The 13,769-nt window shown below is 46.9% G+C and carries 13 protein-coding genes; all 13 read left to right on the forward strand.

Annotated elements, in window-relative coordinates:
• The first annotated feature begins 3 nt into the window (after nucleotides 1-3).
• The 13 genes from ACR0QN_RS04075 to ACR0QN_RS04135 all read left to right on the forward strand — a co-directional run bounded on the left by ACR0QN_RS04075 (nucleotide 4) and on the right by ACR0QN_RS04135 (nucleotide 13,738).
• Nucleotides 4-1,230, forward strand: a complete 1,227-nt coding sequence (locus ACR0QN_RS04075) for an alkaline phosphatase family protein (protein WP_432649916.1) — start codon at nucleotides 4-6, stop codon at nucleotides 1,228-1,230.
• Nucleotides 1,231-1,264: 34 nt separating this feature from the next.
• On the forward strand, nucleotides 1,265-2,296 hold the full coding sequence (ruvB, locus tag ACR0QN_RS04080; RefSeq protein ID WP_432649951.1) for a Holliday junction branch migration DNA helicase RuvB: 1,032 nt from the start codon (nucleotides 1,265-1,267) through the stop codon (nucleotides 2,294-2,296).
• Between the two features lie 23 nt (nucleotides 2,297-2,319).
• Nucleotides 2,320-3,654, forward strand: coding sequence for a phosphoglucosamine mutase (locus tag ACR0QN_RS04085; protein WP_432649917.1), 1,335 nt, complete (start codon nucleotides 2,320-2,322; stop codon nucleotides 3,652-3,654).
• Nucleotides 3,655-3,676: 22 nt separating this feature from the next.
• Entirely contained in the window at nucleotides 3,677-4,576 is a 900-nt protein-coding gene (locus ACR0QN_RS04090; RefSeq protein WP_432649918.1) for a class I SAM-dependent methyltransferase, read from the forward strand.
• A 98-nt stretch (nucleotides 4,577-4,674) separates the two neighbouring features.
• Nucleotides 4,675-5,523, forward strand: a complete 849-nt coding sequence (locus ACR0QN_RS04095; protein WP_432649952.1) for an energy-coupling factor transporter ATPase — start codon at nucleotides 4,675-4,677, stop codon at nucleotides 5,521-5,523.
• Between the two features lie 101 nt (nucleotides 5,524-5,624).
• The gene (locus ACR0QN_RS04100; protein ID WP_432649919.1) at nucleotides 5,625-5,906 is read left to right on the forward strand and encodes a hypothetical protein; all 282 of its coding nucleotides are present in this window, start codon (nucleotides 5,625-5,627) and stop codon (nucleotides 5,904-5,906) included.
• A 15-nt stretch (nucleotides 5,907-5,921) separates the two neighbouring features.
• A complete protein-coding gene (locus ACR0QN_RS04105; RefSeq protein ID WP_432649920.1) occupies nucleotides 5,922-6,671 on the forward strand; it encodes a hypothetical protein in 750 nt (249 codons plus the stop codon).
• Nucleotides 6,672-6,733: 62 nt separating this feature from the next.
• Nucleotides 6,734-7,612, forward strand: coding sequence for an energy-coupling factor transporter ATPase (locus ACR0QN_RS04110; protein WP_432649921.1), 879 nt, complete (start codon nucleotides 6,734-6,736; stop codon nucleotides 7,610-7,612).
• A complete protein-coding gene (locus tag ACR0QN_RS04115) occupies nucleotides 7,605-8,414 on the forward strand; it encodes an energy-coupling factor transporter transmembrane component T family protein (RefSeq protein WP_432649922.1) in 810 nt (269 codons plus the stop codon). Before ACR0QN_RS04110 ends, ACR0QN_RS04115 begins: the two co-directional genes overlap by 8 nt.
• Before the next feature lie 20 nt (nucleotides 8,415-8,434).
• Nucleotides 8,435-9,178, forward strand: a complete 744-nt coding sequence (gene truA, locus ACR0QN_RS04120; RefSeq protein ID WP_432649923.1) for a tRNA pseudouridine(38-40) synthase TruA — start codon at nucleotides 8,435-8,437, stop codon at nucleotides 9,176-9,178.
• 12 nt (nucleotides 9,179-9,190) lie between these two features.
• Nucleotides 9,191-10,372, forward strand: coding sequence for a DUF5711 family protein (locus ACR0QN_RS04125; RefSeq protein WP_432649924.1), 1,182 nt, complete (start codon nucleotides 9,191-9,193; stop codon nucleotides 10,370-10,372).
• Nucleotides 10,373-10,403: 31 nt separating this feature from the next.
• Entirely contained in the window at nucleotides 10,404-11,372 is a 969-nt protein-coding gene (locus ACR0QN_RS04130; RefSeq protein WP_432649925.1) for a hypothetical protein, read from the forward strand.
• 53 nt (nucleotides 11,373-11,425) lie between these two features.
• Nucleotides 11,426-13,738: an AAA family ATPase gene (locus ACR0QN_RS04135; protein ID WP_432649926.1), complete on the forward strand. Its 2,313-nt coding sequence runs from the start codon at nucleotides 11,426-11,428 to the stop codon at nucleotides 13,736-13,738.
• The last annotated feature ends 31 nt before the right edge of the window (nucleotides 13,739-13,769 follow it).

Consider the following 13,769-nt stretch of genomic DNA (forward strand, 5'->3'; position numbering starts at 1 on the left):
TGTGTGCTTGTTTTTCCGAATTATAAGAAATGTCCTGTCAATGTAATATCCTCCGTTAAAAAGTTTTACCGTATTCCCACGAATGTTCCGTCTATCGAAAAGCTTGACAACGAGCTTAACAGAATGTACAAGAACGTTGTGCTTATAGTGCTTTGCGGAGCAGGGGAGAATATGTTAAGAGCTTTATTAAAGCCCTCGGATATCCTTATCAAGAAGATGTCCGAGCAGCTTACTTCGGTATGCCCTTCATACCCTGCGGCAGCGGAGGTAAGCTGTATCTCGGGGCTTTATCCCAACGAGCACTGCAGGCTGGGGCAGACTATGTTTTTCAAGGAATTCTGCCGCACGGCGGAGCTTTCCTCAAACCTTGACCCCTATTCGGGTCAGCCTGTTTCGGTATCAAACGCCGCAGATTTTATCCTGCCCTATGAAAATATTTTCGGGGAGATCGCAGGCTCAATAATCGGTTCGGTACAGCCCTTTTCTGTTGCAATGCCGGGAGTGAAGATAGCCGAAAACAAAAGCTTTCACAAGGTTGCGGACAATCCCAAGCGAATGTTCGAGCTTATCAAGAAAATAGCCGAGACCGACCAGAACACCTTTACCTACGTTCAATGGAACGCTCCCCGTGATGCGGCGGCAAAATACGGCTGCGGCAGCGATGAGGTAAAGAGCATTATCAGAGACATTAACGATACGGTGAACGGTCTGTCCAAAAGTATGACCGACACTCTGCTTATCGTTACATCGGCATATGGTATGACGGATATTTCCTCGGAAATTATGCTTAATCTCAAATATGAGCTTTGTGACTGCCTGCTTATGCCTCCCGTATTCGGCGGACGTGCTGTGAATTTTTATGTTAAATCCGACTGCCGCACGGATTTTGAAAGGCTTTTTGCCAGAGACCTTTCCGAGGATTTCCATCTTATGAGCAGAAGCGATATTCTCAGAAGAGAGCTTTTCGGCGTGGGAAAATCCAATAAGAAGGTTTACGATTTCCTTGGTGATTACGTTGCTTTTGCAATGGGAGACAAGTCCCTTACATTCAGAGCCTTAAATCAGAAGCACCGCTCTCCCGACAAGGCAGGTTCGGGGGGCATCACCTCAGATGAAATGTGCCTGCCACTCTGCATTATCCCCACAAAGCAGACATCAAGATGGAAGAGACCTTTGACGGAAAATATTGCCCCGATATCCTTTGACGGTAAGGATACCATAGGAAACTGAAAGGAATGACTTTAGCTTGCTGGAACAAAGCGATATGGAGCTTGATTTTGAGGAGCGTATGGTCTCGCCCGAGGCTATGCCCTCAGATGATGATATAGATTATTCCCTTAGACCCAAGACCCTTAACGAATACATCGGTCAGGACAAGGTAAAGGAAAATCTTGCGGTCTACATCAAGGCGGCAAGACAGAGAAACGAGTCTCTTGACCACGTTCTGCTTTACGGCCCTCCGGGACTGGGAAAGACAACTCTATCCACCATAATTGCCCACGAAATGGGCGTGAATATAAGGACCACCTCTGGCCCTGCCATTGAAAAGCCGGGAGACCTTGCGGCACTCCTTACAAATCTTTCCGAGGGAGATGTGCTGTTTATCGACGAGATACACAGGCTTTCCCGTGCCATTGAGGAGATACTTTACCCCGCTATGGAGGATTTTGCCCTTGATATCGTTGTGGGAAAAGGTCCCTCGGCAAGGTCTCTTAAAGTTGACCTTCACCGTTTTACTCTTGTGGGAGCTACTACAAGGGCAGGTCAGCTTACAGCCCCTCTCAGAGACAGATTTGGTATCATACAGCGCCTTGAGCTGTATTCTACAGAGCAGCTTTCGGATATCATTATGCGAAGCGCTGTTATTTTGGGCATTGCCTGCGATAATGACGGAGCTGCGGAGATAGCAAAGCGCTCTCGTGGAACTCCCCGAATTGCCAACAGGCTTTTAAAGCGTGTCAGAGACTTCGCAGAGGTCATCGGTCAGGGCAGGATAAACGGTGAGATAGCAGCGATCGCTCTTGACCGTATGGAAATAGACTCGCTGGGACTTGACAGCCTTGACAAGCGTTTTCTCAATATGCTTATCAAGGGATACGGCGGAGGTCCTGCGGGGCTTGAGACTCTGGCTTCGGCTATTGGAGAGGAATCTGTCACTCTTGAGGACGTATGCGAGCCGTATCTTATGCAGCTGGGATTTATTTCACGCACCCCCAGAGGCAGATGCGCCACAGCACTTGCGTACAAGCATATGGGCTATAACGTGCCCGAGGGACAGACCTCGATGTTTGAATAATTGCAAGGAGACTGCAAAATATTATGAGCATATCATTAGGTTCGGAGGGAAATTGCTTTGCACTTGCAAGGGATATTTCCTGCGAAGCTGCATTAAGGCTTGGAAGAGCCGCCGCAGATGTCCTATGCGGAAAAAAAGGCGGCAGACTCCTTGTGGGAACGGATACAAGGCGTTCGTCCGCTGCTTATGAAGCGGCTCTCACGGCAGGAATACTGTCGGCAGGGAAAGACGTGACAAGCATTGGGGTCATTCCTCAGCCTGCGGGTGCTTTTCTTGTAAAAAAGCTTGGAGCGGACGGCTTTATTATGACAGGAGACCCCGACAAGGATCGTGGTTACTGCGGATTTACTGTATACGGCTCAGACGGACACAGAATATCCGAGGATGTGAGCGAAAAGATAAATGCAAAGCTTTGCGACCACAGCGTCAAATCGGAAATGTTCGGAAACAGATATATATATGCTGACGGGATATCCGAATATATAGGCTTTATCCTCAGAAATTGCGGCTCGGAGCTTTCGGGTTTGACTATTGCCGCCGACTGCGCAAACGGCGCTGTTTCCGCTGCTGCCGAGAAGCTTTTTTCCGCTCTTGGGGCAAAGGTATATCTTTTGAACTGCGACCCCGACGGAGATAATATCAACAAGGACTGCGGCATTTTCCATATGGAGGCTCTTGCGGACTTTGTGAGAAATAAAAAATGCGACTTGGGAATTTCCTTTGACGGCTTCGGTTCAAAGTGCCTTGCGGTGGACGAGAAAGGTATTATCGCCGACGGTGAAAAGCTTCTTGCAGTATTTGCAAAGGATATGCGTGAAAGAGGCGTTCTTGCAAATAACTCTGCTGTGATATCCGCTTCGGCGAATTTAGGATTTTCGGTTTTTGCCGGTGAAAATAAAATAAAACCGGTTGTCACAAAGGCAGGCGGCAAATACATAACCGAAAAAATGCTTGCAGGGGGATTTTCTCTGGGCGGAGAGCAGTCGGGAAATATCATTTTCGGGGATATCCGACCCGAAAGCGACGGCCTGCTTACCGCTGTGCTGCTGTTATCGGCAGTAAAGCGCTCGGGAAAAACTCTCGGACAGCTCTGCTCGGTAATGGAAAGATATCCTCAGGTGGCGATAAATATAAAGATCTCCGACAAGTGGCGGGAGGTATGGAAAAATATACCAGAGCTTGAGGAGCTTATCGAAGAAAAGGAAAAAGAGCTTGGAGAGCTTGGCAGGATAATCGTAAGGGAAAACCCGACCGAGCCTGTTATCCGTGTAAGCGTTGAGGGCAGGCGGTTTGACGCTGTGAACAGTATGGCGCTGGAGATAGCCGAAGCAGTCAAAAGGCTCTGCCCCGTACATTAAGTTATGAAAGGAATTTGTTTTAATGAGAATAGCTGACAGATGGACAGATTACAGGCTTATCGACTGCTCCTGTTCGGAAAAGCTTGAATACTGGGGCAAGTATTCACTTGTACGCCCCGACCCTCAGGTAATATGGAAAACCGAAAAAAAGTCTCCCGTCTGGGATAAGGCTGACGGTCATTATTTCCGCTCGGACAAGGGCGGCGGTCAATGGAGCTTTGCAAAGAAGCTTCCCGAAAGCTGGCAGATAGCCTATGAGCTTGGGATAGGCGAGAAGCTCGTTTTTAACATTCGTCCCACAGGCTTCAAGCATACGGGACTTTTCCCCGAGCAGGCGGTTAACTGGGAGTTCACCTCCGAGCTTATCAGAAAAAGGATAAGTGAAGGGAAAGAAGTAAATGTTCTTAACCTTTTTGCCTATACGGGGGGAGCTACACTTGCCTGCGCTGCGGCGGGAGCATCGGTATGCCACGTGGACGCTTCTAAGGGAATGGTCCAATGGGCAAGGGACAACGCCGCTTCCTCGGGACTTTCGGACAGACCTGTGCGCTGGATAGTGGACGACTGTGAGAAATTTGTTGCAAGAGAGATAAAGAGAGGCAGAAAGTATGACGCTGTGATAATGGATCCGCCCTCCTACGGCAGAGGTCCAAATCAGGAAGTATGGAAGCTTGAGGACTGCATTTACGACCTTGTAAAGCTATGCACAGGCGTTCTTAGCGACGACCCGCTTTTCTTCCTGCTTAACAGCTATACCACGGGGCTTTCTCCCTCTGTAATGGCGTATATCATCGGTGAGACGGTGGGCGAGAGGTATAAGGGTACGGTTTCGGCGGACGAGATAGGTCTCCCTGTGGAAACGGGAAAATATGCTCTTCCCTGTGGCTCTACGGCAATGTTTGTTGCCTCATCTGCAAAATAATGTCCGAGTTTTGTGTCATTGCCTTAGGACAAAGAAACAAAACTCTCAGATAAGGAAGTGGTTATTTTTTGGAAAATATTATTTCTGCGGAAGATCTGATGTTCTATTACTCCGAGCCTTCGGAGGAGGAGCAGGATAACGGGCAGGAGGAAAATAAGATACTTGTTTTCGAGGACTTGAACCTCAGTATCGAAAAGGGCAGCTTTACCGTTATTCTCGGTCACAACGGCTGCGGCAAATCCACATTCGCAAAGCACACCAATGCCATACTTCTTCCCTGCGGCGGTAAAATGACTGCGGCAGGCTTTGATACTTCCGATGAAAGCAGGCTTTTTGATATAAGAAAGCACATCGGAATGGTCTTTCAGAACCCCGATAATCAGATAGTTGCTTCGGTTGTGGAGGAAGATGTGGCATTTGCTCTTGAAAATATGGGCGTTCCCCCCGATGAGATGCGTGTCAGAGTTGACGAGGCGCTAAAAGCTGTTGGAATGTATGAGTACAGGGAACATTCTCCCTCACAGCTTTCGGGCGGTCAGAAACAGAGGGTGGCAATTGCGGGTATAATCGCTATGAAGCCCGACTGCATCGTCCTTGACGAGCCTACAGCTATGCTTGACCCTGCAGGCCGCAGGGAAGTAATGAAAACCATAAAGCGGCTTAACCGTGAAAACGGTGTTACCATCGTTCTTATCACCCATTATATGGACGAGGCGGCGCAGGCGGACAGAGTGGTGGTTATGGACGGCGGAAAGGTAATCCTCGATGATACTCCCTCGGAGGTATTCTCCCACGTAGAAAAGCTCAGGGAGGTGGGACTTGATGTTCCCCAGTCCACTCAGCTTATGTATCTGCTTCGTGAAAACGGCAGAAAGGACGCTGACACCCACATAATCACCGAGGAAGAGTGTGCTGATTTCCTTGAAGGGCTTCTTCGTGGCAAGTAAGTTTTAATCATATTCTAATCCTTTTTCAGCGCAGATTTAAGGAATATGCGGTATTATAATACTACAGCAAAACGCTGAATTTTGAAAGGGGATTATTTTTTATGATGATCTTGACACTTGTTTCACTTATCGCTCTTCTTGTTATTGCAGGAATTACCGTTTTCTCGCTGTTTTCGGGAGTTGGGATACTGCTCTTTATGTGCATTGCGGCTATCGTCTGCATTATTGCAGGAGTATGGCTTCTCATTTCGCTCCTGGGCAAAGGCGTTTTCTCACTCCTTAAATGCGTGGTTTTTCTTTTCCTTATGCTCATACCTGCGGTAAATATAATTGCTCTTATCGCTCTGGCTATAATTGCGTACAGGTCGCTTAAAACCGAGTAAAGGGGGGAGCAAAGCTTGGCTGCTGTAATAATTTCGCTTATCATTACTGTGGGGGCTGTGGCGTATTTCATTGCCGACTGCAGCGGAAAGCTGAACAGGGAGTATATAGGCACAGGAAATATTTACCTTGCCTTTCCTGTTCTTCACGCACTTGCGGCAGGGATATCATCGGCTGTTATGTTCGGAGTAAAACCCGATTTTGAGTTTGATGACGCTTCGGGCAGCAATATGCTGTATATGTTTTTATGCCTGATAATTGCCGTTCCCGGGATAATTGTTTCGGTGATAGGTGCTGTGCGGTTTATGCGTCACAGCAGAAAGTCGGGGTATTCCGACGATCATATAAAGCTCGGTATGACCTCTGCGGCAATAGCTATCCCTGCTGCGGTCATTGCGCTTGTTCTTGCGGTGATCGTATGCATATATCTTATCGGTGCATTTTCTGTTGGTGCGGCAGTTGTTTTATTCGGCTCCCTGCTTGCGTTTTGTATCGGCTTTGTTATCGTGATATTCTTTATCCCGCTCTTTATGGCTATTGTCGGTATCAGTTTAGCTTCGGCTTGCCTGCCGCTGATAAATCTTCTGGTGATATCTGCGGTCTGCTTCGGCGTCCTTTACTGCATTGCCGCATACGGGGGAATTAGTTCCGCTGTATCACTTTGCAAAGAGGGAGCCATCAGCAAGAAAAAGGCTGTACTTTATTCGGTATTATCGCTTTTTATGTTCACAAATATTTATGCGCTTTCTCAGATGAAGAGAAAATAATTTATCGGACACGAAAACATTATCCGTTTTCCGGAAATGTATTTTAAATCTGGAGGCTTAAAATGTCAATTATTAAAACTGAAAAACTTACCTACACCTACAGTCAGGGGACGCCCTTTGAAAAGACTGCGGTGAACAATGTTGACCTTGAGATAGAGGAGGGCGAGCTTGTGGGCGTTATCGGGCACACAGGCTCGGGCAAGTCTACCCTTATTCAGCATTTCAACGGTCTTATAAAGCCCACCTCGGGCAGAGTGCTTATCGACGGGACGGATATCTGGAGCAAAGACGTGAAGCTTCGTGATATCCGTTTTAAGGTGGGGCTGGTCTTTCAGTACCCCGAATATCAGATATTCGAGGACACAGTTTATAAGGACATTGCCTTCGGTCCGAAGAATATGGGACTTGACGAAAAGGAGATAGACAGGCGTGTGAGAGAGACTGCGGAGCTTGTGGGGATAAGCCCTGAGCTTCTGAAAAAATCTCCCTTTGAGCTTTCGGGAGGTCAGAAGAGACGTGTCGCCATTGCGGGAGTTATGGCAATGCGACCCAAGGTGCTTATACTTGACGAGCCTACGGCAGGTCTTGACCCGAGAGGAAGGGAGACTATTCTCGGGCAGATAAAGCGTTATCACGATGAAACAAGGTCTACGGTAATGCTTGTTTCACACAGTATGGAGGACGTTGCTCGTTTTGCAAGCAGGATACTTGTTATGAACAAGGGCGAGGTGCTGTGCTACGATACGCCCCCTGCTGTATTTGCAAGGGCGGAGGAGATAGCTTCCGTGGGTCTTTCCGTTCCTCAGATAACAAAGATCTTCGGGTTTCTGCGAAAGAGGGGCATCGACATAAGAGGGGACGTTTATACGGTGGAATTTGCACTAAAGACCATAAACGAATACCTTGAAGCTCACGGCAGAGGAGGACTTGAAAATGCTTAAAGATATCACCATCGGACAGTATTTTCCTATGGACTCTGCTGTTCATAAGCTTGACGCACGTTTTAAAATAGTTATCACGGCGGTCTTTATCGTAATGATATTTTCTGCTGACAGCTTTTTGTCCCTGGGTTTAGCGTTTTTATTTTTTGTTATTGCTTTCGCTGCTTCAAAGCTGTCGCCCAAGCTTATTCTCAAAAGTATGAAGCCTATCATACCGATCATAATATTCACTTCTGTGCTGAATATTTTCTTTATTGACGGCGTTACTGTGTTTCAGATATGGAAAATTCGCATAACGGACAACGGGCTTATTACTTCGGGATATATGATAATAAGGCTTATTGCCCTTATCTGCGGCTCGTCCCTGCTCACCTACACCACCTCGCCAATTGTGCTTACCGACGCTATCGAGCAGATGATGAAGCCATTGGGAAAGCTTCATTTCCCTGTTCACGAGCTTGCGATGATGATGACCATCGCTCTGAGATTTATCCCCACCCTTATCGAGGAAACGGATAAGATAATGTCTGCTCAGAAGGCAAGAGGTGCGGATATGGACAGCGGTACGTTACTTGAGCGTGCAAAGGCGCTTGTACCTATAATCATTCCCTTGTTTGTGTCCTCCTTCAGAAGAGCGGAGGAGCTGGCGCTGGCAATGGAATGCCGCTGCTATAACGGCGGTGAGGGTCGGACAAAGCTTAAATCCTTGGTTTCGGGCGGCTCGGATTATGCGGCGCTGTGCCTGTCGCTGCTGTTCTTATGCGGCGTTATGATAATTGATTTGGGCAGAGTTGTTTTATAAATTAAAGGGAGGCGTAAGGCTTGTCAGTCCGCAATATCAAGGTGAAAATTGCATACAACGGTGCGGCATATCACGGCTTTCAGCGGCAGGAAAATGCGCTGTCCGTTCAGAATGTCCTTGAGGACAGGCTTTCCCGTCTTACGGCTTCCGAGGTGAAGATAAACGGCTGCTCACGGACGGATACAGGCGTTCACGCAAATGAGTATTTTTTCTCATTCCTGACGGAACACTCCATTCCCTGCAATAACATTATTCGTGGAATGAACAGCCTTTTGCCTGCAGATATTGCTGTGCTTGACTGCGAGGAGGTCCCGGCGGATTTTCACGCAAGATATTCCTGCAAAGGCAAAGAATACATTTACAAGATACTTAACCGAAGTGTGAGAGACCCGTTTCTCGAAAACCTTGCTCTGCATTATCCCTATGAGCTTGATGTGGACAAGATGAACAGGGCAGGAAAATATATTGAAGGCACTCACGATTTTCTCTGCTTCTGCGGTGCGCTTGGAGTTAAGGAAAATACTGTGAGAACAGTTTCCCTATGCGAAGTTAAGCGTGAGGGAGACATTGTTATCCTCACCGTCAGAGGAGACGGATTTCTTTACAATATGGTGAGGATCATTGCAGGCACGCTTATTTATGTGAGCGAGGGTCGGATATCTATTGAAGATATCCCGAAAATAATTGAGAGCAGGGACAGAAACCTTGCGGGAGTGACCGCAAAGCCCTGCGGACTTTATTTAAACCGTGTGTTTTACGACTGAGGAGGGAAATGTATGCCCGTTACGGATATTTCTGAGCTTAGAAAAAAAAGACAGGCGAAACAGACCAAGAATATGCTTATCAAGGTGTTTGTCATTCTTCTGCTCTGCGGCGCTGTGCTTGTGGGTGCGTTCACAAAGGATATGTGGCTGCCTTATTTTAAGGGGATAATGACCTCTATCCCCGAGAATATTTCTTCGGAAGGAACTGCAGACCTGTCTGAGGGAAAATTCCCTTTGAAGGTCGAGGGCGGGTCCGGCTTTCAGCTTATGGATATGGACGGGTCTCTCGCTCTTCTTGACGAGTCCAAATTTCACGTTTACAGCGTTGACGGCAAAGTTATGAACGAGCGTCAGCACACTTATGCAAATCCTATTCTCTGCGTTTCGGGGTCGAAGGCTCTTATCTATGACGAGGGCGGAAGAGAATTCAGTCTGGAAAGCAAATATAAGAATATTTACACTAAAACGGCAGATGATGTTATTTACATTGCAGAGCTTTCAAAATCCGATTATGCCGCCGTTGTTACCAAATCCGACAAATATCTTGCAATGCTTAAAATTTATGACCCGAACGGCGAGCCGATATTCACATATTTCAGCTATGACAGCCGTATTATTGATGTGACCTTCAATGAAAACAGCAGCGGCTGCGTTATTACCGTACTGACTGCGGAGGGCGGTCAGCTTATTTCAAAAATGAAGCGGTTTGATTTCAATGACACGGAGCCGATGTGGGAGAGCGACAGCGTTCCTACCCTTGCTCTTGATGTTAAATTTACGGACGACGGCATAATTATGATAGGGGACACTATGACTGCGGGCTTTACAAAAGACGGTGTTCTTACTTCCAAATACGTCTACAGCGACCCCATTACCGATTACGACACATCGGGAAATATTTCGGCTGTAATAACCGAAAATACAGATCTCAGAAGGACAAAGCTTATTTCCTTTATCGGCGCTGACTGCGCTTCTCCATTTGTCACCGTACTTGACGAGGAGGCTAAAAAGGTTTATACAGGTAATTCCCAGGTCTACATTTTAAATGACTCGGGCATTGATATTTTCAGTTCGGACGGTATTCTCGGCGGTGAGATACTCCTTGAGGACGATTATGACGATTTCTGCAAATGCGGAAAATACATATTCCTGCTCGGCTATGACAGCGTTAACCGCATAAGCTACAGCGGCTGAGCATTTCGGTCAGAGGTGAATTTATTTTATAATGATCCCATATATCTATGACATTGCTGCGGCGGTTATCCTTATCGTTTTTATCGGTCGGGGATTCAAGAGGGGAGTCCTCAGGACGGTACTGAGCCTTATATGCCTTATTATTGCTATTTCTGCGGCGGCTGCCTGCTCATCATATCCTGTGACATCAAAAATATATGATGACTACCTTTCCGAGACTGTGAGTGAGCACATTGACAATGCTGTAAAAGAGGTAAGAGACGAAACGACTAAGAAGCTCAAAGATGAAGCGGAACGGTCTGCTGACCGCTTCATTGACGATAATCTGGGAGGCTCGGAGGAATTAAAACAGTTTGTGCGAGATTATCTCAGTACCGATGACGAGGAGTTGAGAAACCAGTTATCAACTGCTTATTCATATTTGGGAATAGATATAAGTACCCTCTTGACTAATCCCGATTTTCGTGCTAAAATAGAAGAGATAGCTTCGCAGTACAGCGGTTCGGTTGCTGATGAACTAAACAGCAGGCTGCCGCTTGGGATAAAGGTCTCCAAAAGTTCGGTCGAGAATATTCTGACCGATGAAAAGGTCCCCGAGGCAATTGTTTACGATATGTTCGGCATAAAGTCCGAAAATTCGCAGACAAAAGGAACGGCTGATTATATCGAGAATACCCTTGTCCGTCCTGCGGCTATAAGAATGATAAGCGCTGTGGTATGGGCTGCGGTCTTTACTATAGTGAATATTGTGCTGAAAATTATTGTGAATATTATTCTCATTGTCAGAAAGATAGAGCCTGTTAAAGCCTGCGACTCCATTCTCGGAGGAGTTTTAGGTGCGGCGGTGGGAGCTGCGGTACTTGCTGCGGCGGTTATTCTCATAGTTCTTATCATTCGTTTTACAGGCGGTATGACATATTTGAATGAAGATATTTTTTCGGATACGTTATTCTTCGGCAGGCTTTACGATCTTGCCAAGAGTCTTGATTTTCTGAACTGATAGAGGATTATTTTTTCATTGTCCGACGTTTTCGGGCGGAAAGGATTGATTTAATGCTTTGCAGCAGATGCAAAAAAAGAGAGGCTATGGTTTTTATCACCTCAATGCAGGGCAGCGAAAAGCGCAATGAGGGACTCTGCCTTGTCTGCGCCCGTGAGCTTAATGTGCCCCAGATCAAGGAATATATGGATCAGATGGGCGTTACCGATGACGATATCGAGGAATTTGCCGACGCTATGAGCGGCGTCAAGGACAACTTTGATATGGAAATGTTCAATCAGGGCGGAACAAACTCTCTTCCCGGATTTTTCAATGCGCTTTTCGGAGGAGCTGTTCAGAATGATAATAAAGCTTCTGCCGAAAAAAACGTGGCTGCAGATTCCGCTTCGGAAGCTTCTGAGCGCCGTGAAAGGATAAAAAACGGCAGAGACGCCAAAGAGAGCAAGAATAAAAAGAGAAAATTTCTCTCTTCCTTCTGCACCGATCTTACAGCCCGTGCAAAAGAGGGCAAGCTTGATACCATTATCGGCAGAGACAAGGAAATTGCACGCACCATTCAGATACTCTGCCGCAGACAGAAAAATAATCCCTGTCTGATAGGTGAGCCGGGCGTTGGTAAGACTGCCATAGCCGAGGGTCTCGCTCAGAAGATCGCCGCAGGTGAGGTCCCATTTCAGCTTGCGGACAAAGAAGTATTTCTGCTTGATCTTACCGCTCTTGTGGCAGGAACTCAGTTCCGTGGTCAGTTTGAGAGCCGTATGAAGGGTCTTGTGGACGAGGTCAAGGCTGAGGGCAACATTATTCTCTTTATCGACGAGATACACAATATCGTCGGCGCAGGTGACAGCGAAGGTTCTTCAATGAACGCTGCAAACATTCTGAAGCCTCCTCTCAGCCGTGGAGAAGTTCAGGTCATAGGTGCTACCACATTTAAGGAATACAGAAAATATATTGAAAAGGACAGCGCTCTTGAAAGACGTTTTCAGCCTGTTACCGTAAACGAGCCGACGGTGGAGGATACGGTTGAAGTATTAAAGGGTATAAAGCATTATTACGAGGAGCACCACAAGGTAAAGATCAGCGACGAGCTTATCAGGCTTTGCGCTGTTCTCTCGGAAAGATATATCAACGACAGATATCTCCCCGACAAGGCTATTGACCTGCTCGATGAAGCCTGTGCAAACAGGAGCATTTCCAGCACAGAGCTTGCAAATCACAAGAAGAAAACTGCGGAGGTCGCTGCTCTTGAGGCCGAGATAAAGTCTCTCGAGGACGGTGAAGAGCCTGATTTTGAGATCCTTGCCGAGAAGAAATCACAGCTTATCAGAGAGCAGAACGAGCTTGATGCTCTGACCAAAAAGATTTCCAACATAAATGTAACCGAACAGGATCTGGCAAGAGTAATCGAGCTTTGGACGGGTATCCCCGCAAACAAGATCGAGGAGACGGAGCTTAAAAAGCTTGCGACTCTTGAAAGTTCTATGAAAAAGAGGATAATCGGTCAAGATAAGGCTGTAGAGCTTGCTGCCAAGGCAATAAGACGTTCACGTGCTCAGCTTTCAAAGCGCCGCAGACCTGCTTCGTTTATCTTTGTGGGTCCTACGGGCGTGGGTAAGACCGAGCTTGTCAAGGTGATAAACGACGAGCTTTTCAGCGGAAATGACACTCTTATCCGTCTTGATATGACCGAGTATATGGAAAAGCACGCTGTATCACGTCTTATCGGCTCTCCTCCGGGATATGTGGGCTATGACGAGGCGGGTCAGCTTACAGAAAAGGTGCGCCGTCACCCTTATTCGGTTGTACTTTTTGACGAGATTGAAAAGGCTCACCCCGATATTATGAATTTACTGCTCCAGATACTTGACGAGGGCAAGGTGAATGACGCTCAGGGCAGGTCGGTGAACTTTGAGAACACTATTATCTGTATGACCTCAAATGCAGGTTCTTCGGATAAGACTACAAGTCTTGGTTTTAACAAAACTGAAGAGGAGATAACCAAGGAAAAGGCTATGAAGGCTCTTTCCGAGTTCCTGAGACCCGAATTTATGAGCCGTGTTGACGAGATAGTCGTATTTAATCCTCTTTCCAAGGAAAATTATGCGGAAATTGCAGGGCTTATGCTTTCAGAAATGAAGGAGCCGCTTTCCGAAAAGGGCATTGCGCTCAAATATGACAAGCGTGTTCTGAATGCCATTGCCGAAAAGGCTTTCGGAAAGAAGTTCGGCGCTCGTGACATAAGAAGCGTTATCCGCACGGATATCGAGGATAAGATAGCCGACATTATTGTTGAAAATGCAGGCAGTGAGCCGTCGGTGATCAAACTGGCTGCCAAAAAGGACGCAATTGAGGTCACAGGCGAGTAAACAAGTATCATAAAATGCGTGATGTCCCATT

It is taken from the genome of Huintestinicola sp., assembly GCF_050874005.1.
GTDB lineage: Bacteria > Bacillota > Clostridia > Oscillospirales > Ruminococcaceae > Huintestinicola.

Coding starts and splice junctions, on each gene's coding strand:
- ACR0QN_RS04115 (WP_432649922.1), top strand. CDS start 7,605: ATGCTTAAAGATATCACCATCGGACAGTATTTTCCTATGGACTCTGCT.
- ACR0QN_RS04095 (WP_432649952.1), top strand. CDS start 4,675: ATGTTCTATTACTCCGAGCCTTCGGAGGAGGAGCAGGATAACGGGCAG.
- ACR0QN_RS04085 (WP_432649917.1), top strand. CDS start 2,320: ATGAGCATATCATTAGGTTCGGAGGGAAATTGCTTTGCACTTGCAAGG.
- ACR0QN_RS04100 (WP_432649919.1), top strand. CDS start 5,625: ATGATGATCTTGACACTTGTTTCACTTATCGCTCTTCTTGTTATTGCA.
- ACR0QN_RS04135 (WP_432649926.1), top strand. CDS start 11,426: ATGCTTTGCAGCAGATGCAAAAAAAGAGAGGCTATGGTTTTTATCACC.
- ACR0QN_RS04110 (WP_432649921.1), top strand. CDS start 6,734: ATGTCAATTATTAAAACTGAAAAACTTACCTACACCTACAGTCAGGGG.
- ruvB (WP_432649951.1), top strand. CDS start 1,265: ATGGAGCTTGATTTTGAGGAGCGTATGGTCTCGCCCGAGGCTATGCCC.
- ACR0QN_RS04090 (WP_432649918.1), top strand. CDS start 3,677: ATGAGAATAGCTGACAGATGGACAGATTACAGGCTTATCGACTGCTCC.
- ACR0QN_RS04130 (WP_432649925.1), top strand. CDS start 10,404: ATGATCCCATATATCTATGACATTGCTGCGGCGGTTATCCTTATCGTT.
- ACR0QN_RS04125 (WP_432649924.1), top strand. CDS start 9,191: ATGCCCGTTACGGATATTTCTGAGCTTAGAAAAAAAAGACAGGCGAAA.